Genomic DNA, 21798 nt, shown 5'->3' with positions numbered 1-21798 from the left:
GGGGCTGCGCCCTGCCCCCTGCACGACACCTACGTTCGGCCTCCTGGGGGACGGAAAATCAAGATCAACAGCAAGATCAAGATCAAGATCAAGATCAAGATCAAGATCAAGATCAAGATCAAGATCAAGATCAAGATCAAGATCAAGAGCTGACCGTGCGGTTACTGCCTAAAATTCGCCCAGATGTTCATCCTTCTCGTTTACCTGCCGACAACGTACTCAACACCCGATTGGAATCAAGGAGTTCCGATGCGTCAAGGTCCGTTGTCCATGCTGCTGTGCCTGCTACTGCTGACCCCGCTCGCCCAGGCCGAAGAACCTGCCGCCAGCACCCCACTGTCGTTGAGCGCGGGTAGCCAGATCACCGAATTGCAACAACGCCTCAAAGAAAGCGAACGCCAGCGCGAAGCATTGAGCCAGCAATTGCACAATGCCGACAGCGAACGCGAAAGCGCACAGCTGACCCGCCTGCGCCAGGAAAACCAGCGCCTGAAGCTGCAACTCAAGGAAACCCAGGCCAACCCGCTGCCAAAACTGCTCACCGAACAGCAACAATGGTTCGTGATTGGCGCCGCAGTTGCCCTGTTGGCCGTGCTCTGCGGTATCTTTGCCAGTGGCAGCCACAGACGGCGCCGGCAATGGTTGAATTGAGTGAGACATGAGCGAGCTGTTACTGATTGATGATGACCAGGAACTGTGTGAGCTGCTAAGCAGTTGGCTGACCCAGGAAGGCTTCCAGGTACGTGCCTGCCACGACGGCCAGAGCGCCCGCCGCGCGCTGGCCGAGCACGCGCCGGCAGCAGTGGTGCTGGACGTGATGCTCCCCGACGGCAGCGGCCTGGAGCTACTCAAGCAGCTGCGTAGCGAACACGCCGAACTGCCCGTGCTGATGCTCTCGGCCCGCGGCGAACCGCTGGACCGCATCCTGGGCCTGGAACTGGGCGCCGATGACTATCTGGCCAAACCCTGCGACCCCCGCGAACTGACCGCCCGCCTGCGCGCCGTGCTGCGCCGCAGCCACCCGGCGGCTACGCCCACCCAGATGGAGATCGGCGATCTGCGTTTCAGCCCCGCACGCGGCGTGGTCGATATCGACGAGCGCGAGCTGACCCTGACCCTGTCCGAAAGCCGCATTCTCGAAGCCCTGCTCGGCCAGCCAGGCGAACCGCTGGACAAGCAGGAGCTGGCGCAGATTGCCCTGGGCCGCAAACTGACGCTGTACGACCGCAGCCTGGACATGCACGTCAGTAATCTGCGCAAGAAGATCGGCCCACACGCCGACGGGCGCCCGCGTATCGTCGCACTGCGCAGCCGCGGCTATTACTACAGCCTGTGAAGACCATCACGGCCTCGGTAATGTCAGCGAGGCCCACAATCCTCTTTACCCAAGCTTTACCCTTGCCTGACCGCCGCTGACCTTGATCTCCCTAAACTGGGCACATCCGGTAACGACCGGCCTCAGAAAGGAGAGTCACCATGCGCAAGACCCTTATCGCCCTGATGTTCGCTGCCGCTCTGCCGACCGTAGCCATGGCCATGCCAGAAGGCGGCCCACGCCACGGCGGCGAGCACCACCGCGGTGGAGCGCCTTTCGCCCAGCTGGACCTGACCCGCGAGCAGCGCCAGGAAATCGGCAAGCTGATGGGCGAGCAGATGAAGAGCCGCCACGAGATCACCGAACGCTACCTGGCCAAGCTGCCAGCCGCCGATCAGAAGGCCATGAAAGACGAGGTCAAGGCCAGGCATGACAAGATCGACGCCCAGATCCGCGGCCTGCTCAAGCCTGAACAACAGAAGCAGTTCGATGAAATGAAGAAAAAACAGGCAGAGCGCAAGGCCGAATGGGCCGAGTTCAAAGCCTGGAAAGCTGAAAAAGCGCAAAAGGCCCAGTAAGCTGTAGCCCCGCCCGGCCTGCCCCAGCAGGCCGGGCTTTCCTGTGTTGAGGTAATGCCCTTGCGATCATTGTTCTGGCGCATCCTGGCCAGCTTCTGGCTGGCCATCACCCTGGTTGCCGGGCTGTCGATCCTGCTCGGCCATATGCTCAATCAGGATGCCTGGATTCTCAGCCGCCACCCGGGGCTCAACACACTGGCGCAAAAGTGGTCGCAGCGCTACGAACAACAAGGGCCGGAAGTGGCCCAGCGGTTCCTGGAGCACCGCAAGCGGCGCTACAACATCGATGTGCAGGTGCTCAACGAAAGTGGCGAGGCAGCAGTGCCCGGCACCTTTCCGCGCCGCGCCGCAGCCTTCGAGGCGCGTCGCCACAACGGCGAACCCCTGCCATGGCGGCGCCTCACCGAGGAATACACCAGCCCCACCAGCGGCGACACCTACCTGCTGATCTACCGTATCCCGCACCCCGAGCTCGACGCCTGGCACCGTGACAGTCTGCTGTGGCCGTTGAGTGCACTGGGAATCGCACTGGTGGTGCTGACCCTGTTCAGCCTGCTGGTGACCCTGTCGATCACTCGGCCACTGAGCCGCTTGCGCGGCGCCGTGCATGACCTGGGCCAGACCACCTATCAGCAGAACAGCCTGGCGCGCCTGGCCAACCGACGCGATGAATTCGGCGTGCTGGCCAACGACTTCAACCGCATGGGCGCGCGCCTGCAGAGCCTGATCGCCAGCCAGCGGCAACTGCTGCGCGATGTGTCGCACGAGTTGCGCTCGCCGCTGGCGCGCCTGCGCATCGCCCTGGCGCTGGCTGAACGCGCCGAGCCTGCGCAACAACAGACCTACTGGCCGCGCCTGACCCGCGAGTGCGATCGTCTCGAGGCCTTGATCAGCGAGATTCTGGTACTGGCGCGGGTCGATGCCGAAAGCGCCAGTGCCGAGCCGGTGGACCTCAATACGGTATTGGCCACTGTGCGCAAGGATGCGCTGCTCAGCGCCGCCGAGCAGCAGATCCAGTTGCATGCCGTACCCGGTTTGAATCTGCAGGGCTGGCCGACGCTGATCGAGCGGGCACTGGACAACCTGCTGCGTAATGCACTGCGCTTCAATCCACCGGGACAACCCATCGAGATGACCGCGCAGCGTGACGGCGAGCGTATCGTGCTGACGGTACGCGACCATGGGCCGGGGGTAGCCGAGGAGCATCTGGCGCAGTTGGGTGAACCGTTCTTCCGTGCGCCTGGGCAGGCGGCAGCCGGGCATGGCCTGGGCCTGGCGATTGCGCGCAAGGCGGCGGAGCGCCATGGCGGCAGCCTGACCCTGGGCAATCATCCACAGGGCGGGTTCGTGGCGAGCCTGGAACTGCCGCTGGCGGGGCCGACCAGCAACTGATCATGAACCGATTGCCCTCTTCGCTGGCAAGCCAGCTCCCACAGGATTATCACTGCTCTGAAAGGCAGTGAAGTACCTGTGGGAGCTGGCTTGCCAGCGAAAGGGCCATCATCAGTACAGCCCGTCTTACTCCGGCTGCAACCAGGCGCTGACAAAGGCCTCGGTGTCCACTACCGGTGCGGTACGCGGCTCGTTCAACGGCGTGCCTACATACAGGAAGCCGATCACCTCCTCGCCCTCGCCCAGCCCCAACCCCTTGGCCACCTGCGAGCTGTACGACAGCTCACCCGTACGCCACACCGCACCGATGCCCTGGGCATAAGCGGACAGCAGAATCGCGTGCGCAGCACAGGCCGCCGTCAGCCGCTGTTCGGACCTGGGCACCTTGAAATGATCCTGCAGCCGGGCAATCACCACAATCAGCAACGGCGCGCGCAGTGGCATTGCATGCGCCTTGTCCAGTGCGGCCTGGGTCGCGTCACCCTGGGCCTGTACCGCGTCTGCCAGCAACACGCCCAACTGCTCTCGGGCCGCCCCTTCGATGGTCAGAAAACGCCAGGGGCGCAACTGCCCGTGGTCTGGCGCGCGCGACGCAGCCTGAAACAGCAGCTTGCGCTGCGCGGCGTCGGGTGCCGGTTCCACCAGGCGTGGAACGGAAACACGGTTGAGCAACGCGTCGAGAGCCTCCATCGGCTACCCCCTGTCGAGAAATGTGCGGCTATTCTACCGTTTACTTAAAGGGGGCCATAGGTAGAATGGCGCCCCTCCGTTTCAGACCAGAGCAGATCACATGGCGTTGCCGACCTTAAGGATCATCGGTTTCATTATCGGCATCTTCCTGATCACCCTGGCGATCAGCATGACCGTACCCATGGGCACGCTGATCATCTACGAACGCACCGAAGACCTGCACTCGTTCCTGTGGGCCAGCATGATCACCTTCATCGCCGGCCTGGCGCTGGTGATCCCCGGCCGCCCCGAGCACGTGCACCTGCGCCCGCGCGACATGTACCTGCTGACCGTGAGCAGTTGGCTGGTGGTGTGCATCTTCGCCGCATTGCCGTTCCTGCTCACCCAGCACATCAGCTATACCGACGCCTTCTTCGAGAGCATGTCGGGCATCACCGCCACCGGCGCTACCGTGCTCAGCGGCCTGGACAGCATGTCGCCGGGCATCCTGATGTGGCGCTCGCTGCTGCACTGGCTGGGCGGCATCGGCTTCATCGGCATGGCGGTGGCGATCCTGCCACTGCTGCGTATCGGTGGCATGCGCCTGTTCCAGACCGAGTCGTCCGACCGCTCCGAAAAGGTCATGCCGCGCTCGCACATGGTGGCCAAGTCGATCGTGGCAGTGTACGTGGGCATCACCGCCATTGGCGGGCTGGCATTCTGGCTGGCCGGCATGAGCGTGTTCGACGCCATCAACCACGCCATGTCGGCGATTTCCACCGGCGGGTTCTCCACCTCCGACCAGTCCCTGGCCAAATGGGATGCGCCTGCGGTGCACTGGGTGGCGGTGGTGGTGATGATCCTGGGCAGCGTGCCGTTCACCCTCTACGTGGCCACAATGCGCGGCAACCGCAAGGCACTGCTCAAGGACCAGCAAGTGCAAGGCCTGCTAGGGCTGCTGGTGGCCACCTGGCTGGTACTCGGCACCTGGTACTGGGCCACCACCAACCTGCACTGGCTGGATGCACTGCGCCATGTGGCGCTGAACGTGACCTCGGTAGTGACCACCACCGGCTTCGCCCTGGGCGACTACAGCCTGTGGGGCAACTTCTCGCTGATGCTGTTCTTCTACCTGGGGTTCATCGGCGGCTGTTCAGGCTCGACGGCGGGCGGGATCAAGATCTTCCGCTTTCAGGTGGCCTACATCCTGCTCAAGGCCAGCCTCAACCAGCTGATCCACCCACGCGCAGTGATCAAGCAGAAATACAACGGTCACCGCCTGGACGAAGAGATCGTGCGCTCGATCCTGACATTCTCGTTCTTCTTCGCCATCACCATCTGCATCATCGCACTGCTGCTGTCGCTGCTGGGCGTGGACTGGATGACCGCGCTCACCGGCGCGGCCGCCACCGTGTCGGGCGTGGGCCCGGGGCTGGGCGAAACCATTGGCCCGGCGGGCAACTTCTCGAGCCTGCCGGATGCGGCCAAATGGATCCTGGCCGGCGGCATGCTGCTGGGGAGGCTGGAGATCATCACGGTGCTGGTGCTGTGCATGCCGGCGTTCTGGCGTCACTGATCCCCTCGGCACTGCCGCCCTTGGCGGCACCCTTGCGCGCACGGTACTCACCCGGCGTGAGGTCGAACCAGCGGCGGAACGCCCGAAAGAAGTTGCTCGGGTCGGCAAACCCCAACAGGTAGGCCGTCTCCAGCAGGGTCATGTTCGGTTGCGCCAGGTACTGCTCGGCCAGTTCACGGCGAGTATCGTCGAGCAGCGTCTGGAAGCTGGTGCCCTCTTCCTGCAGGCGCCGCTGCAAGGTGCGCTGGGACAGATGCAGGGCCTGTGCAACCATCTCGCGCTTGGGTTCGCCCTGGGGCAACATCCGGCACAGCACCTGACGGGCCCGATGGGTGACCCGACTTTCGGAAAAACGCGCCAGGTACTCACCGGCAAAGCGGTCGTGCAGGATGGCCATGGCTTCATTGGCCGTTGGCAGCGGCGCCTCCATGTCGGCACGTTCGAACAGCAACGCATCGTGCGGCGCGCCGAACACCAGAGGGGCGCGAAACGCCTGCCTGTAGGGCTCGATATCCACCGGCTGCGGCCCCTGCACCAGCACACGGCGCAACTGGATGACGCGTCCGCTCAACCAGCTGCACAGCGACAGCGCGCACGCCAGCGACGCTTCGGCACTGTGCCGGGTGGGCGGCAGGTGATCGCCATGTACGGTGAGTATCAGCGAATAGCCTTCCGGCCCCAGGCGAAAGCTCAGGTCCGAGCTTTCGGCAATGATGCGCTGGTAACGCACCAGGCGCTCGAAGCCTTCGGCCAGGGTACGGCTGGACATCAGCGCATAGCCCACCACATGAAACGAAGCCGGGCGCACCACCCGAGCCATGTTCAGGCCAATGGCGTGGTTGCCCGACAGGTCTTCGGCCAGTTGCCAAAGCCGGGTCATGGCGTCTTGGGTGAAGCGTGCATCGGGGTCGTCCAGGGCTGCAAAGTCCAGACCGAGCTGCTTGAACAAGGCACGGCAATCGAGCCCTTCGAACTCAAGTGCCTTGACGATCCCCGAGGCCCAGCTTGCTGAAGTGGTTCTTTCGCTCATGGCTGGCTTCTTTTGGCTGATACCGCTCCTGCGGTGAACGCAAAGGATACTAAAGTGGCGCCTATTGTCACTGGTTGATACCGCGCCTGAATTCTAGACTCGGTGCAGGCTCCACCCTATGCGTGTTTCGTCACACCCGACAAACCTGGGAGCGTTGCAGTGAACAGCCCCCCACGCTTCAACAGCTTTGCCGAGTTCTACCCGTACTACCTCGCTGAGCATAGCAACCCTGCGTGCCGGCGCCTGCACTTCGTCGGCACCAGCCTGGTCATCGTTCTGCCGGCCTGCGCCCTGGCCAGCGCCAACGGCTGGCTGCTGCTCGCGGTGCCTGCTGCCGGTTACGGCTTCGCCTGGGCCGGGCACTTTTTTTTTCGAGAAGAACCGACCGGCCACCTTCACCTACCCGTTCTACAGCCTGCTGGGTGATTTTGCGCTTTATCGCGACATGCTGCGCGGCAAGGTGCACTTCTGATAAACGGCACGCAAGGCCAGAAACCCGTCCCGACAAGCCACTACCCGTATCGGCGCAGTGCCTAAACTGACAGTTCTGGCCGTCAACCCACGGAGTGCCGATGACCCAGCAGGCCCGCTTCACCCATATGCAGGACGGTACCGAACAGGACTGGGCCATTATCGCTGGTGACTTTCAGGCCTATGCGCGGCAACTGCCCAATCGTGTGCTGGCGCACTTGCGCCTGCTGGACGGCGACTTCGGCGGTTTTCCCGTCGACCGCCTGAGCCACTCGCTGCAAACCGCCAGCCGGGCCTGGCGTGACGGCCGCGACGAGGAATACGTGGTGTGTGCACTACTGCACGACATCGGCGACACCTTGGGCAGCTACAACCATCCTGACATCGCCGCCGCCATCCTCAAGCCCTTCGTCAGCCCGGAAAACCTGTGGATGGTGGAAAAGCACGGGGTCTTCCAAGGGTATTACTTCTTCCATCACCTGGGCATGGACCGGCACCTGCGCGAGCAATTCGAAGACCACCCGCAGTACCAGCAGACCATCGAATTCTGCGCCCGCTACGATGCCGCCGCGTTCGACCCCGACTACCCGAACCTGCCATTGAGCTTCTTCGAACCGATGCTGCACCGGGTCTTCGCCCAGCCACGCCAGTCGCTTTACAAGGCGGCCCTGCACAAACTCAGCGCCTGACCTGGCGACCCGGCTCGCCAAGCGACTCAAGCTCGGCCACGCGCCGGGCTTCGCTGGCCTGTGCGTCAGCCAGCCGGTACAGCTCGATGCTGCCGTCCCAGTGCTCGATCAGCGCGGTGCACGACTCCACCCAGTCGCCACAGTTGAGGTAGTCCACCTCGCCCACCTTGCGAATCTCGGCGTGGTGGATATGCCCGCATACCACGCCATGAAAGCCGCGCTTGACGCACTCGTGGGCAATCGCCTGCTCGAAGTCGCTGATGAAGTTCACCGCCGTCTTGACCTTGTGCTTCAGGTACGCGGACAACGACCAGTAACCATAGCCATAACGTGCCCGCCAGTGGTTGAGCCAACGGTTGAGGGTCAGGGTGATTTCGTAGGCCGAGTCGCCCAGAAATGCCAGCCAGCGGTGATAGCGGGTAATCACGTCGAACTGGTCGCCATGAATCACCAGCAGGCGCCGACCGTCGGCCGTCAGGTGTTCGGCCTGGTCCACCAACTGGATATTGCCCAGCACCAGTTTCGAGTAACGACGCAGGAACTCGTCATGGTTGCCGGTCACGTAGATCACGTCGGTACCGCGCTTGCTCATGGTCAGCAGGCGGCGGATCACGTTGGTATGGGCCTGCGGCCAGTACATGCCCCCGCGCAGCTTCCAGCCGTCGATGATGTCGCCGACCAGATAGATGCGGTCGGCCTGGTAGCCCTTGAGAAACTGCGACAGGCGTTCGGCCTGACAGTCGCGGGTGCCCAGGTGCACATCCGAGATCCACAAGGTACGCACACGCTGCTTGCGCGAGGGTTTACCAAGCTCGGCATGGGTCATGGGCAGGCTCCGGGAGAGTTTGTGCGAGCTTGCCTGTGGGCGGTTAACCGAAAGTGACCGTCGTGCTGCAGTTGCGTGACAGGGCGCCGGCCGGCTCAAGGCCGGTCGTTGTGGCCCAGGTCACGCTGCGGGTCGATCTGATCACGCACCCGTTGCTTGAGCACCTTGGCTTCGGGAAAGCCGCCATCGGCCTTGCGCTCCCAGATCTGTACACCGTCACAGGTGATGCGAAAGGCGCCCCCGGTGGCGGGCTCCAGCGCTACCCGGCCCAGGTCGTCGCTGAAGGTGCTCAGCAGTTCCTGGGCCAGCCAGGCCGCGCGCAGCAGCCACTGGCACTGCGTGCAATAGGTGATGACAATTTCGGGTTTGGGCGTGGACATACGCTAACGGTCTCCTGAACGGTGGTCGCGCTTATACTAGCGACCTTTAGCCTTTGCTCCGAGAGCCACGATGCGTCGTCTGCTGTTGTGCCTGCTGCTGTCTTTCACCTCCCTTGCCCTGGCCGCAACCGAAACCACTCGCCCCAAGGTCGGCCTGGTGCTGTCTGGCGGCGCGGCGCGGGGCCTGGCCCACATTGGCGTACTCAAGGCGCTTGAGGAGCAAGGGGTGAAGATCGACGCCATTGCCGGCACCAGCATGGGCGCGGTGATCGGCGGGCTGTATGCCTCGGGCTACAAGGTCGACGAGCTGGAGAAACTTGCCCTGGCCATCGACTGGCAACAGGCGCTGTCGGACGCGCCACCGCGCAAGGACATCCCGTTCCGGCGCAAGCAGGATGACCGCGACTTTCTGGTCAAGCAACGCCTGAGCTTTCGCGATGACGGCAGCCTGGGCCTGCCGCTGGGGGTGATCCAGGGGCAGAACCTGGCGCTGCTGCTGGAAAGCATGTTCGCGCACGCCAGCGACACCCGCGACTTCGACAAGCTGCCGATCCCGTTCCGTGCGGTAGCCACCGACATCGCCAGCGGCGAGAAAGTGGTGTTTCGCAAGGGCCACCTGCCCCAGGTGATTCGCGCCAGCATGTCGATCCCAGCGGTGTTCGCCCCGGTCGAGCTGGAGGGGCGGCTGCTGGTGGACGGCGGCATGGTCGACAACATTCCGCTGGATATCGTGCGCGAAATGGGCGTGGACATCGCCATCGTGGTCGACATCGGCACCCCGCTGCGCAGCCGCAAGCAACTGGCCACGGTGGTCGATGTGCTCAACCAGTCCATCACCTTGATGACGCGGCGCAACTCCGAGGAGCAACTGGCCTCGTTGCACGCCACCGACATCCTGGTGCAGCCGCCGCTGGCCAGCTTCGGCGTGACCGACTTCGGCCGCGCACAAGAGATGATCGACGCCGGTTACCGCGCCACGCGCATTCTGGACCCACGCCTGGCGAAATTGCGCGTGCCCGACAGCACCACCGCCGAGCTGGCCGTCGCGCGCTCGCCCGGCCAGCGAACACCGGTCATCACCGCGATCAAGGTGGAAAACGACTCCAAGGTCAGCGACGACGTGATCCGCTACTACATCCGCCAGCCCATCGGCGAGCCTCTGGAACTCGATCGCCTGCGCACCGACATGGGCACCCTGTACGGCCTGGACTACTTCGACCGTGTGCAATATCGCGTGGTGCACAAGGGGCAGGACAACACCCTGGTAATCAACGCGCGCGGCCGACGTGGCGGTACCGATTACCTGCGCCTGGGGCTGAACCTGTCGGACGACCTGCGCGGTGACAGCGCCTTCAACCTGGGCGCCAGCTATCGGGTCAACGGCATCAACCGGCTGGGGGCCGAATGGCTGACCCGGGCGCAGATCGGCGACCAGCAGGAGCTCTACAGCGAGTTCTACCAACCACTGGACATCGGCTCACGCTACTTCCTCGCGCCCTACCTGGACATCGGCTCGCAGAACATCGAAGCCACCCTGGACAACGACCCCATCGCCGAGTATCGCCTGGAGCGCTACGGCCTGGGCCTGAACCTGGGCCGCCAGATCGGCAACAACGGCGAAGTGCGGCTGGGGATTGGCCAGGCCTGGGGCCAGGCCGAGGTGCGCATTGGCGAGCAAAACCTGCCCAAGGTGAATTTCAACGAAGGCTTCTACGACCTCAAGTACTCGTTCGACACCCTGGATAACGTGTACTTCCCCCACAGCGGTGAAGACATCAGCATGACCCTGCGCCAGTTCGAGCCGGGCCTGGGGTCGGACCAGCGCTACCGGCAATGGGACCTGAAGCTGGACAAGGCGCTGAGCAGCGGGCCTAACTCCTGGGTGTTCGGCGGGCGCTACGGCAGGACCCTGGACGATGCCGAGGTGGTCACCTCCAGCTTCGTGATGGGCGGTGCGCGGCAGTTGTCGGGCTTTCGCCAGGACTCGGTGTCGGGCCAGAACATCAGCCTGATGCGCATGGTCTACTACCGCCGCCTGACCCCGCAAGCGTACCTGCCGCTGGACTTCCCGCTGTACCTGGGCGGCTCGCTGGAGCGCGGCCGCGCATGGAACAACGACAATGAGTTCGACAGCGGCTACATCAATGCCGCGAGCATCTTCCTGGGCTTCGATACGCCGCTAGGCCCGTTGAACTTCAGCTATGGCAGCAACAGCGACAACCAAAAGGCCTTCTACCTCAACCTCGGGCAGACCTTCTAGGATTTTTCCAGATTGGCCAGGATGCGCGCATGTACCCGCATGCACACGCGCAGCTCTTCTTCGTCGACCCCGTCGAAGAGTTCGACGCGCAGGGCGTTGGCGATGGTCTCGATCTGATCGATCAGGGGTTTTGCCGGTGGGCACAGCACGATTTTCTTCGCCCGCCGATCCTCCAGTACCGCCTGGCGCTTTACCAGGCCCTGCGCCTCCAGGCTGTCGAGCAGGCGTGCCAGGGTAGGCCCTTCGACGCCCACGCTCTGCGCCAGCTCACGCTGGGTCGGGGCGTGTTCGAAGCGCGCCAGATGCAACAGCACCAGCCAGCGCGCCTGCGACAGGTTGAGCCCGGCCAGGCGGCGGTCGAGCTCGGCGCGCCAACCCCGGGACATGTGGGCCAACTGCATCCCGAAGCGGTGTTGATCGGTCAACGGCATAGAAAACTCATCATCAGAACTAATTAATAGGCAGCTAATCATGACCTTGGGCCTTAGGCAAGGCTCAGGCCTTGGGTCAGCCTGCGATAATCGTCATAAATGATGACAAGACGCTCGCTTACATCTCGAACTCGGCCGCCAGTGCCGCGCGTACGCAGTACAGCACGCCTTCGGGCACACGCCCGCCAAACTGCTCAATGATCGCCGAAACCGGTGGCAGCTCGCCTTCGCCGTCGAGGAAGGCGTCCTGGATTTCGCCCATCAGCTCTTCGGGCAGGTCCAGTGCCTGCTCCAGCGACAGCTGCTGACGGCCGATGGCCTCGGCCAGCAGGCTGTATACGTTCTTTTCACTGCATTGCAGCTGCCCGGCGATCTGTACCGGGGTCATGCCGGCGCGGGCCAGGCTGATCAGTTCGTGCCGCAGGTCGGCCACCACCGCCGGCGCCTCTGCCGCGCCCCCCAGCACTTCGAGGAAGGCCTGGCCGTAGCGCTCCAGCTTGCGCGCGCCCACGCCACTGACCTGGGCCATTTCACTCAGGCTGCCTGGCTGGCTGCGCAGCATCTCCAGCAAGGTGGAGTCGGGGAAGATGACGTACGGCGGCACACCGTGCTCTTCGGCCAGTTTGCGCCGCAGGGCACGCAGGGCTTCCCACTGCTCGCGCTCTTCGCCGCGCACCAGCTGGCTGGCCGGGCTGCCCGAGCTGCTGCTCTTGCTGCTGGTCTGCGGCTTGAGGTCACGGCGCAGCTCCAGGCTGACTTCACCACGCAACAGTGGCCGGCAGGTATCGGACAGGCGCAGCCCGCCATAGCCCTCCAGGTCGATATCGGCCAGGCCACGGGCCACCAATTGGCGGAACAGCGAACGCCATTCGCCTTCGGAGCGGGCCTTGCCCACACCCCATACCGCGAGCTTCTCATGGCCGAAGTTACGGATCTTTTCGTTGTCCTTGCCCAGCAGTACATCCACCAGATGGCCCACGCCATAGCGCTGACCGGTACGGTAGATGGCCGACAGAGCCTGGCGTGCAGGCTCGGTGGCATCCCAGGTCTGTACCCCGTCGACGCAGTTGTCGCAATGGCCGCACGGCTGCGGCAGCTCTTCATCGAAATAGTTGAGCAGGATCTGCCGGCGGCAGCGAGTCTCTTCGCACAACGCCAGCATCGCATCGAGCTTGTGCTGCTCGACGCGCTTGTGGCGCTCGTCGCCTTCGGAGTTCTGCAGCATCTGCTTGAGCATCACCATGTCTTGCAGGCCGTAGGCCATCCAGGCATCGGCGGGCAGGCCGTCGCGCCCCGCACGCCCGGTTTCCTGGTAGTAGGCTTCCAGCGACTTGGGCAGGTCGAGGTGGGCGACGAAGCGCACGTTGGGCTTGTCGATGCCCATGCCGAACGCGATGGTCGCGACCATGATCAGGCCTTCCTCATTGAGGAAGCGCCGCTGGTTGCTGGCACGGGTCTCGGCGGGCAGGCCGGCGTGATAGGGCAACGCCGGAAAGCCCTGCTCGCAGAGAAACGCCGCCACGTCGTCGACCTTCTTGCGCGACAGGCAGTAGACGATGCCGGCGTTGCCGCGCCGCTCGCCAAGGAACGCCAACAGCTGCTTGCGCGGCTGCTCCTTGGGCACGATGCGGTAGAAGATGTTCGGCCGGTCGAAGCTGGACAGAAAGCGCTCGGCGTTCTGCAGGTGCAGGCGCGTGACGATCTCTTCACGGGTACGCATGTCGGCCGTGGCGGTCAGGGCGATGCGCGGCACATTCGGGAACAGTTCGGCCAGTTGCCCCAGTTGCAGGTATTCGGGGCGGAAATCATGGCCCCATTGCGATACGCAGTGGGCTTCGTCGATGGCGAACAGGGCAATGTCGAGGCTGCGCAGGAAGTCGAGCATGCGTGGCTGTACCAGGCGCTCGGGCGCCAGGTAGAGCATCTTGAGTTCACCGCGCCGGATGCGTGCGGCCAGCTCGCGCTGCTGTTCGGCGCTCAGCGTGGAGTTCAGCGAGGCCGCAGCCACGCCCAGCTCGTCGAGGGTGGCGACCTGGTCTTCCATCAGAGCGATCAGCGGCGACACGACCACGGCCAGGCCTTCGCGCAGCAGCCCCGGCACCTGGAAGCACAGCGACTTGCCACCGCCGGTGGGCATCAGGACCAGCGCATCGCCGCCCTTGGCCACGCATTCGATGATCGCCCCCTGGCGACCGCGAAAGCTGTCGTAGCCGAAGATGTCCTTGAGGACGCGCTGAGCCTGTTCGAGCATAAAAACTCCATAAATCGCAGAACCATCCTGGCCACAGGCTGGATGAAAAGCTTGCCCGCCACACCTGAAATTGCGTAAGCGGCTTTTGCCGCAGCCGCGCGCAGGCGTGGCCAGGCCGAAAAGCCGGGCATTATACCGGACCCTGCGTCTGTGCAGGGGGCTCTGCGATAGGCGTCATCCTTTGCCTCGCAGGCGCCGCAAGATGCTAGAATTCCAACATCGTTTATTCCCAAGGTAGCCCTGTAATGTCCTTCGCTGAGCAATTAACCCGCCTGCAAGCCTTCCTCGACGCCGACGAGCTGCACGAAGAAGCGCTGGACTACGTTGCCGCCCACGGCTACCTGACCGCGCTGTCGATCTGCTCCGAGGTCGTTCCCGACCGTGAATGGATCGACGCCCTGTTCGCCGAGCCGCCACACTACAAGGACGACGCCCAGCGCGACGAGATCGAAGCCACGCTGCTGCAGCTCAAGGCACACATTGCCCGCCAGCTGGCCAGCGACGAGGAGTTCGAGCTGCCGTGCGACCTCGACCTGGGCGAAGAGCCAGACGACTCCGAGCTGCGCGGCTGGTGCATCGGTTTCATGGAAGGCGTGTTCCTGCGTGAAGAGGCCTGGTTCGAAACCGCCGAAGAAGAAGTCAGCGAAATGCTGCTGCCGATCATGGTCGGTTCGGGGCTGTTCGATGATCAGCCCGAGTTCGAAGACATCGCCAAGGACGCCAACCTGATGGATGACATGATCGTGCAGATCCCCGAGGCGCTGACCGCCTTGTACCTGCTGTGCCATGCCCCTGAAGAGAAACCGGCCCTGCTCAAGCCTCGTCACCACTGAGTCTGCATCCGTGCGCTACCTGCTGCTGGCCATCGGCTGGCTCAGCGTCGCGCTGGGGGTGATCGGCATCTTCCTTCCGGTGTTGCCGACCACCCCTTTTTTATTGCTGGCCGCCGCGTGCTTTGCGCGCAGCTCGCCGCGCTTTCATGCCTGGCTGGTGAATCACCCGCGGCTGGGGCCGTGGATACGTGACTACCTCAGTGGCGAGGGCATCCCGCTCAAGGGCAAGGTGTACGCGATCGGGCTGATGTGGTTGAGCATCGGCTTTTCGTGCTACCTGGTGCCATTGGCGTGGGCACGCGGGTTCATGCTGGCCAGTGCGGTGCTGGTGACGGTGTATATCCTGAAGCAGAAGACCTTGCGCAGACCGCTTTAGCGCTGCGTCGGCCCCCTTCGCTGGCAAGCCAGCTCCCACAGGTTGACCACCGCCCTCATGCTCAGCGGTGTACCTGTGGGCGAAGAGGCCTGTGCAGTCGCTACAGGACGGCTCGACTGCTTACACCGTATCCACCTTCAACGAATGATCATTGAGCATGCCGTTGATGATCGTCGCGGTATCCGCCCCCGCCGAGATCACCCCGCCCGCCCCCGCCGTCACGCCATAGTGGTGAGCCAGGTCCACGCCCGCCAGTTCGATGGTCTGCGTCGGTGACGCACCCGCCACCGCGCTCACTTCGATGGTCGAGATCACCCCGGTGCCGGTCTGGTTCACCTTGAAGTGCAGGTAGTCATCCAGGGACGCCGACGTGGCATTCTCTCCCTGCAGCAGCTGTGAAAGGTCAAGGCGATCGGTGCCCGGGGTGAAATCGGTGAGCCGATCATGCCCGCTGTTGCCCTGTTGCCACAGGAAGGTGTCGCTGCCTGCCCCGCCGGTCAGGGTATTGTTGCCCGGCCCGCCGATCAGCACGTCATCCCCACCGCCGCCGATCAGGATGTCATTCCCCAACCCGCCTGTCAGCGTGTTGGCGTGGTCATCGCCGGTCAGCTTGTCATCGAAATTCGAGCCCACCAGGTTCTCGATCGACACCAGCCGGTCCAGCCCGGCGCCCACGGTATTCTGCTCCCCCAGTTCGGCCAGGCTGACGGTCACACCGCTGCCCGCACTGGCATAGCTGGCGGTATCGATGCCGGCGCCGCCGTCGAGCAGGTCGTTGCCGGCACCACCGATCAGCAGGTCATTGCCCTCCCCGCCATACAGCAGATCGTCGCCTTCGCCACCGACAAGCACGTCATTGCCCGCACCGCCATTGAGCGTGTCGTGGCCCGCCCCGGCCAGCAGGATGTCATCGTGATCGGTGCCGTTGAGCGTGGTGCCGGCCTGGTAGTTGATGTCCACTGCCCCCGTGGCGCTGCCGCCGTGCCCGTCGCTGACGGTGTAGGTGCCGTTGTAGGTCGGCGCCTGCTCATGCGCGCCGGCGTAGTTGATGGCCATGTTCAACTGGTAGCTTTCCGCGCCCTTGCCACCATCATCGTTCACCTGATTGACCAGGCGAATGCTGTACACCCCGTCATGCTCGGCGGCGAAACTGCCGCCGTCGGCGATCGTGTGGTAGGTGCCGCTCTCGTCTTTCCATTGCATCAGCAGGTTTCGATCGGCGGTGCGATTGTGATCAAGCGTCAGGGTCTCACCCTCACGCAGGCTCACCTTGATCACGTCCTCGTCGTTGCCGTTGGCATTGCTGACTGCGCCCAGGTAGCCACTGACCACCAGCGCTGCAGTCATGGACCCTGCCGTACCGGTGAAGGCACTGCGGGCAATCACGCGTTCCTGATTGGCCAGGGTATCGTCCGAGCCATTGAAGCCGATGGTCGGCCTGGTGCTGCCCAGGGTGAAATCGGCGCCCTTCTTCCAGCCCGTGTCGAAGGTGATGGGCGAAGCGCCGAGCGCGTCCTTGTTGGCATCGCTGTCATTGGCCAGCAAGGCTTCGGCCGGCACACTGATGCTCGGCGCGAAGATGTTGGTAATGATGTGGTCGGCACCGGCCACCGGCACAGCATTGGTGTTGACGTTGATCACCAGATTGGCGCTGCTCAGATCGCCGTCATTATCGCTGGCGACGAACTTGATGGTCTCCACCTGATTGCTGCCAGTGTCCTTGGGTGGCGTGTAGGTGAACTGGCCATTGTCCATGTCCACCACCAGCGTCCCACCCAAAGTGGCCTTGACCGTGATGCTGTTGGTGGTGGTGTCGAACACGCCGCGGTCCGCGCCGCCGCTGGCGGCATAGCTGCCCTGGTTGGACTGGCCCTTGGGGTCGAAGGTGTAGGTGGTGCCATCGATGACCAGCGACTTGATGAAGCCACCGTCGGCGCCAAAGTCGCCACCACTCATCAGGCTGCCGGTGATCGGCGCGCCCTGCACCGTGCCAGACAACACATTGCCCAACTGCGAAAGGTCAGTGACCACCACCGAGTGGGTGTCGGTGTGGGTGCTGCCGTCATAGGCCGCCGGGTTGAGGTTGCCGGCATTGACGCCGTTGCCCAGGCCGATGGCGTAGGACTTGATGCCGTTCTGGTCGAGGAAGTTCTCCCAGGCCGCAGTGCGCGTATCGGTCAGGGCATGCCCCGAGGTCGGTACGCCGTCCGAGAAGAAGTAGCTGACGCTCTGCGCCCCCTCCAGCTTGCCTGCCGTCTTGTAAGCGTCCTGCGCCACGTTGACGGCCGAATCGTAGTAGGTCGAGCCATTCGGGGTCAGGTCCTTGATCAGCGCCTTGGCCTGGTCCACCGTGACCCACACCTCGGACCGGTCGCTGGCGCCAGTGGCGAAGGTGACGACTTTCACTTTCACGTCGCCCATGTCGTCGTACTTGTCGAGCAGCGCGCCGATCGCCTCCTTGGCCAGTTCCATGCGCGTCAGACCGCGCACCCCGGACTTGTCGGCCATGCTGCCGGAGATGTCGATGACCAGCAGCAGGTTGGTGTCGACCTGGCCCGGGGTGATCGAGCGCGCCGCGTCCACGGCCTTGGGCACATCGTCGACGATACGGATCACGATGCTGCTGGTGGTCGAATTGCCCAGCGCGTCGGTGGCCTTGTAGGTGAAGGTTTCGTTGCTCACCACATTGGGGCCATCGTTCAGCCCGCCCTCGGTTTTCGGGGCCGAGGTGAGCGTGTACTTGTAGGAACCATCGGCGTTCAGCTGGATCTGGCCATAGCCCCCCGTGGCGCTGCCCACCAGGGTGTAGGTGAGCGCCCCCGAACCGCCATGAACAGAGCCGACCAGGCTGCCCGTGGCCGTCTCGCCGGGCGAGGTGGGGTTGCTGCCCACCACGCTGCCCGGCGCCAGGTCCTGAGGGTCCTGGGTCAGGTCCAGGGCTTTTTCGTAGACCTTCACATCATTGTCCGGGCACGCCACCAGCTTGCTGTCGGTGACGTTGATGGTAAGGGTCGTGGTGCTTTCATCGCCGTCTGCGTCACGGATGGTGTAGGTGAAGACATCCTTCGCGCCCGTTGGGTTCACGGCGTTGGGGTCGGCCTTGTAGACCGCCTCGCCATTGGCATTGAGGATCAGCGTGCCATAGCTACCGGCAATGCCCACGCCCAATGAACCACTGGCCGAGGTCGACGTATCGGAGCCGGCACGCACGCCGACCACCGCACCGTTCAGGGCCGGCCCGTCGGCACCGAGCACATCGTTGCCCAGCACGTTGCCGGTAACGGTGCCACCCTCGATCACCGTGGCGCTGTCCGACTCGGCAACCGGCATGTCGTCGACGATCTTGATCACGATGGTGCTGGTGGTGGTATTGCCCAGCGAGTCGGTGGCCTTGAAGGTGAAGGTCTCGGTACTGTCTACATTGGCGCCGTCATTGCCGTTGCCGCTGTGCGGGGCCGAGGTCAGGGTGTACTTGTAGCTGCCATCGGCGTTGATCTGGATCTGTCCGTAGGCACCGGTAGCGCTGCCCACCAGGCTGTAGGTAATGGCGCCGACACCGCCCGACACCGTCCCTTGCAGATTTCCGATCGAGGTTTCGGTCGCCCTTTCCGGCGCGCTGCCCACCACCGTACCCGGCGCAAGGTCCCAGGTATCCTGGGTGAGGTCCAGCCCGCGTTCATACACCTTGATGTCATCGTTATCAGGGCACGCCACCAGCTTGCTGTCGGTAACATTGATGGTGAGGGTGGTGGTGCTTTCGTCACCGTCCGCATCACGGAGGGTGTAGGTGAACACATCCTTCGCGCCGTCCGGTGTCACGGCATCCGTATTGGCCTTGTACTGGGCCTCGCCATTCGCGTTGAGGATCAGCGTGCCGTAGGTGCCGGCGATCGCGACGCCCAGCGAGCCACTGGCCGGGGTCGAGGTGTCGGAACCTGCGCGTACGCCAACCACCGCCTGGTTGAGGTCGGGTTTATCGGCACCGAAGGTGTCGTTGATCAGTACATTGCCCGTGACCGTGCCGCCTTCAACCACAGTGGCGCTGTCGGACTCGGCCCTGGGCACGTCGTCCACGATGCGGATCACGATGGTGCTGGTAGTGGTATTGCCCAGCGCGTCGGTGGCCTGGTAGGTGAAGGTCTCGCTGCTGACGATATTGGCGCCGTCATTGCCGTTGCCGACATGCGGGGCAGACGTCAGGGTGTACTTGTAACTGCCATCGGCATTCAGCTGGATCTGGCCATATGTGCCCGTGGTGCTGCCTACGAGGGTATAGGTGAGTGCACCCGAGCCACCTGTGACGGCCCCCACGAGGCTGCCGGTCGCGGTCTCGCCGGTCGAGTTGGGATTGCTGCCCACCACCGTGCCCGGGGCCAGGTCCTGCGGGTCCTGATTCAGGTCCAGGGCTTTCTCGTACACCTTCACATCATCATCCGGGCAGGCTACCAGCTTGCTGTCGGTCACATTGATGGTGATGGTCGTGGTGCTTTCATCGCCGTCTGCGTCGCGGATGGTGTAGGTGAACACATCCTGGGCGCCGGGCGGTGTCACGGAGTCAGGGTTGGACTTGTACTGCGCTTCGCCATTGGCATTCAGGATCAGCGTGCCATAAGTGCCGGCAATGCCGACGCCCAGCGAACCGATGGCGGACGTCGAGGTATCGGAACCGGCGCGCACGCCGACCACCGCCTGGTTCAGATCCGGTCTGTCTGCGCCGAAGGTATCGTTGTCGAGCACATTGCCGGTGACCGTGCCGCCTTCGACCACTGTGGTGCTATCGGCATGGGCCTTGGGCACGTCGTCGACGATCTTGATCACGATGGTGCTGGTGGTAGTGTTGCCCAGCGCATCGGTGGCCTTGTAGGTAAAGGTCTCGGTGCTGACGATATTGGCGCCGTCGTTGCCATTGCCGATTTGCGGGGCCGAGGTCAGGGTGTACTTGTAGCTGCCGTCGGCGTTCAGCTGGATCTGGCCATAGGCACCCGTCGTGCTGCCCACCAGGGTGTAGGTGATTGCCCCAGAACCGCCAGTGACGGCCCCCACCAGGCTGCCGGTCCCCGTCTCGGCGTTGGAGCCGGGGTTGCTGCCCACTACCGTACCCGGCGCCAGGTCCTGCGGATCCTGAGTCAGGTCCAGCGCTTTCTCGTAGACGGTCACATCGCCATCGGAGGTGGCGACCAACGTGCAGTCGGTCACGTTGATCGTGATGGTGGTGGTGCTCACGTCGCCGTCAGCATCCCGGATGGTGTAGGTGAACACATCCTGGGCACCGGGCGGTGCCACGGAGTCAGGGTTGGACTTGTACTGGGCCTCGCCATTGGCATTCAGGATCAGCGTGCCGTACGTACCGGCAATGCCGACGCCCAGCGAACCGATGGCGGACGTCGAGGTATCGGAACCGGCACGCACGCCCACCACAGTCTGGTCAGGCGCTGGGCGATCGGCGCCCAGGCTGTCGTTGACCAGTACATTGCCGGTAACGGTACCGCCTTCGACCACCGAGGCAGTATCGGGCCGCGCCTGCGGAACATCGTCGACGATGTTCACATCCAGGCTGCCGGTCGCCTTGCTGCCGTCGGTGTCGGTGGCGACCACCGTGAAGCTTTCACTGAGGTTGTTGATGCCCTGCCCCGTCGGGTGCGACTCGTTGTCGAGCAAGGTGTAGCTGTAGCTCACCACGCCGGTGTCGGGGTTGTAGCCGGTAATGGTCAGGGTATTGCCCAGTGGCGTGGTCAACGCTTGCGGAAAACCGCTGACCACACCGCCCGTGATCACGTTGATGCCGCCCACGGTGAGCGTCTGCAGGCCATCAGGGGCGGTCACGGTGAAGGTGCCGCTCCGGGTCAGGCTCGAAGCATCGGGGCTGCGCCCATCTTCCAGGTTCCTTTCATAGACGGTCAGCTCACCACCCTCGACCTTCAAGCCGTCCAGGGTGACCGGGTGATCGGTGGGAGGCTCGGGGGGATTGACCGGTGGCAGCACCGGGGGCACCACGATGCCGGGCCCGTCACCGTCGTTGTCGAGCCCGCCCAACCAGGGCTTGGGCAGTTCAGGAGCGTTGTTGAAGCCTGCCGTAGGGAAACCGATGATCGGGTCGACGCGCCCTGCCACCTCGTTAAGCTGCACGAAGGAATGCCCGCCCCCCAATGCACCCGGCGCCCCACCGTTGCCTGGCCCGGCCGCCGTTGCCTCGGCATCCTGGCTCGGGTCTGCACCGGCAGCGATGGCTTGCTGGAGTTTCTGCACATCGGTCAGTTGCGCGTCGGTAGGCGTAACGGGGTCCGTCGTATTGACGTGCGGCGCCTGGTTGGCCAACAACTCGGGGGTCAGCGAGAGGCTGCTGTCGCGCCCCAGGGTCAGCTCGGCACCGTTGCTCAGGTGCACTGCCACCGCGCCGGCAGGGCCGGTCTCCAGCTGTTCGCCGGCGAATACCCGATCGCCCTCGTTCAGCACCCGACGACTACCGTCGGCGGCTACCGCGAAAACCTGGCCGATAACCTTGCTGACCACACCAATCATTGAATTAGCCATGTGCACGCCTCCCGCGCCGAAGGGTTTTTCGCAGAAAAGTGCCAGGGGTATCGCGTAGCCCGACGTGATGATCGCCAGGCCGAGTCGGAGAACACCATCCAAACCGATCGCGTCGATTTCAATGAAATCAATGCAGTCAGCCCCACAACGCTCCGGTGAAGGCTGCCGCGATCTGGCACCTGGCTATCTG

The 21798-nt window shown here is 63.8% G+C and carries 16 protein-coding genes and 1 pseudogene; 10 read left to right on the top strand and 7 right to left on the bottom strand.

Translation table 11 applies throughout. The features are described 5' to 3' along the window. Window positions 1-249: 249 nt before the first annotated feature. From KUO17_RS16490 to KUO17_RS16475, 4 genes are all read left to right on the top strand, one after another. On the top strand, window positions 250-651 hold the full coding sequence (locus KUO17_RS16490) for an SH3 domain-containing protein (RefSeq protein ID WP_217976600.1): 402 nt from the start codon (window positions 250-252) through the stop codon (window positions 649-651). 7 nt (window positions 652-658) lie between these two features. After that, on the top strand, window positions 659-1336 hold the full coding sequence (locus KUO17_RS16485; RefSeq protein WP_217976599.1) for a response regulator transcription factor: 678 nt from the start codon (window positions 659-661) through the stop codon (window positions 1334-1336). A gap of 140 nt (window positions 1337-1476) precedes the next feature. Then, window positions 1477-1893, top strand: a complete 417-nt coding sequence (locus KUO17_RS16480; protein WP_217976598.1) for a Spy/CpxP family protein refolding chaperone — start codon at window positions 1477-1479, stop codon at window positions 1891-1893. Window positions 1894-1947: 54 nt separating this feature from the next. Beyond that, window positions 1948-3285 (top strand): sensor histidine kinase, encoded by a 1338-nt coding sequence (locus KUO17_RS16475; RefSeq protein WP_217976597.1) that lies wholly within the window; start codon window positions 1948-1950, stop codon window positions 3283-3285. Window positions 3286-3411: 126 nt separating this feature from the next. On the opposite strand, the gene KUO17_RS16470 is transcribed toward KUO17_RS16475, so the two are convergent. Then, window positions 3412-3975 carry a nitroreductase family protein gene (locus KUO17_RS16470; protein WP_217976596.1) on the bottom strand — a complete coding sequence of 188 codons (564 nt, stop codon included), beginning with the start codon at window positions 3973-3975 and terminating at the stop codon, window positions 3412-3414. A gap of 100 nt (window positions 3976-4075) precedes the next feature. Between KUO17_RS16470 and KUO17_RS16465 the strand changes: the two genes are divergently transcribed. After that, entirely contained in the window at window positions 4076-5530 is a 1455-nt protein-coding gene (locus KUO17_RS16465) for a TrkH family potassium uptake protein (RefSeq protein ID WP_217976595.1), read from the top strand. Here the strand turns inward: KUO17_RS16465 and KUO17_RS16460 are convergent. After that, window positions 5487-6560, bottom strand: a complete 1074-nt coding sequence (locus tag KUO17_RS16460) for an AraC family transcriptional regulator (RefSeq protein WP_217976594.1) — start codon at window positions 6558-6560, stop codon at window positions 5487-5489. The genes KUO17_RS16465 and KUO17_RS16460 overlap by 44 nt on opposite strands. 159 nt (window positions 6561-6719) lie before the next feature. Here KUO17_RS16460 and KUO17_RS16455 point away from each other — a divergent pair. Further along, window positions 6720-7032: pseudogene (locus KUO17_RS16455) on the top strand (Mpo1-like protein). A gap of 100 nt (window positions 7033-7132) precedes the next feature. Further along, window positions 7133-7720 carry an HD domain-containing protein gene (locus KUO17_RS16450; protein WP_217976593.1) on the top strand — a complete coding sequence of 196 codons (588 nt, stop codon included), beginning with the start codon at window positions 7133-7135 and terminating at the stop codon, window positions 7718-7720. On the opposite strand, the gene KUO17_RS16445 is transcribed toward KUO17_RS16450, so the two are convergent. Together KUO17_RS16445 and KUO17_RS16440 are read right to left on the bottom strand one after the other, a co-directional pair. Then, window positions 7710-8546 carry a UDP-2,3-diacylglucosamine diphosphatase gene (locus KUO17_RS16445; RefSeq protein ID WP_217976592.1) on the bottom strand — a complete coding sequence of 279 codons (837 nt, stop codon included), beginning with the start codon at window positions 8544-8546 and terminating at the stop codon, window positions 7710-7712. The two genes, KUO17_RS16450 and KUO17_RS16445, sit on opposite strands and share 11 nt — an antisense overlap. A 95-nt stretch (window positions 8547-8641) precedes the next feature. Continuing rightward, the gene (locus KUO17_RS16440) at window positions 8642-8926 is read right to left on the bottom strand and encodes an Rdx family protein (RefSeq protein WP_217976591.1); all 285 of its coding nucleotides are present in this window, start codon (window positions 8924-8926) and stop codon (window positions 8642-8644) included. A 70-nt stretch (window positions 8927-8996) separates the two neighbouring features. Here KUO17_RS16440 and KUO17_RS16435 point away from each other — a divergent pair, with 70 nt between their 5' ends. Next, window positions 8997-11186 carry a patatin-like phospholipase family protein gene (locus tag KUO17_RS16435; protein WP_217976590.1) on the top strand — a complete coding sequence of 730 codons (2190 nt, stop codon included), beginning with the start codon at window positions 8997-8999 and terminating at the stop codon, window positions 11184-11186. Here KUO17_RS16435 and KUO17_RS16430 read toward each other — a convergent pair. Continuing rightward, window positions 11183-11617: a MarR family transcriptional regulator gene (locus KUO17_RS16430; protein ID WP_217976589.1), complete on the bottom strand. Its 435-nt coding sequence runs from the start codon at window positions 11615-11617 to the stop codon at window positions 11183-11185. The genes KUO17_RS16435 and KUO17_RS16430 overlap by 4 nt on opposite strands. A gap of 118 nt (window positions 11618-11735) precedes the next feature. After that, on the bottom strand, window positions 11736-13868 hold the full coding sequence (gene recQ, locus KUO17_RS16425) for a DNA helicase RecQ (RefSeq protein ID WP_217976588.1): 2133 nt from the start codon (window positions 13866-13868) through the stop codon (window positions 11736-11738). A gap of 245 nt (window positions 13869-14113) precedes the next feature. Here recQ and KUO17_RS16420 point away from each other — a divergent pair, with 245 nt between their 5' ends. Then, complete coding sequence (locus KUO17_RS16420; protein ID WP_217976587.1) at window positions 14114-14701, top strand: UPF0149 family protein; 588 nt, start codon at window positions 14114-14116, stop codon at window positions 14699-14701. Beyond that, window positions 14655-15077, top strand: a complete 423-nt coding sequence (locus tag KUO17_RS16415) for a YbaN family protein (RefSeq protein ID WP_217976586.1) — start codon at window positions 14655-14657, stop codon at window positions 15075-15077. Before KUO17_RS16420 ends, KUO17_RS16415 begins: the two co-directional genes overlap by 47 nt. A 120-nt stretch (window positions 15078-15197) precedes the next feature. On the opposite strand, the gene KUO17_RS16410 is transcribed toward KUO17_RS16415, so the two are convergent. Further along, a complete protein-coding gene (locus KUO17_RS16410) occupies window positions 15198-21608 on the bottom strand; it encodes a retention module-containing protein (RefSeq protein ID WP_217976585.1) in 6411 nt (2136 codons plus the stop codon). Window positions 21609-21798: the final 190 nt, after the last annotated feature.

The sequence above is a fragment of the Pseudomonas aegrilactucae genome (assembly GCF_019168305.1).
GTDB classification, from domain to species: Bacteria; Pseudomonadota; Gammaproteobacteria; order Pseudomonadales; family Pseudomonadaceae; genus Aquipseudomonas; species Aquipseudomonas aegrilactucae.
Note: the sequence above shows the minus strand (reverse complement) of the source record. Positions and strands in the feature narration are given on the sequence as shown.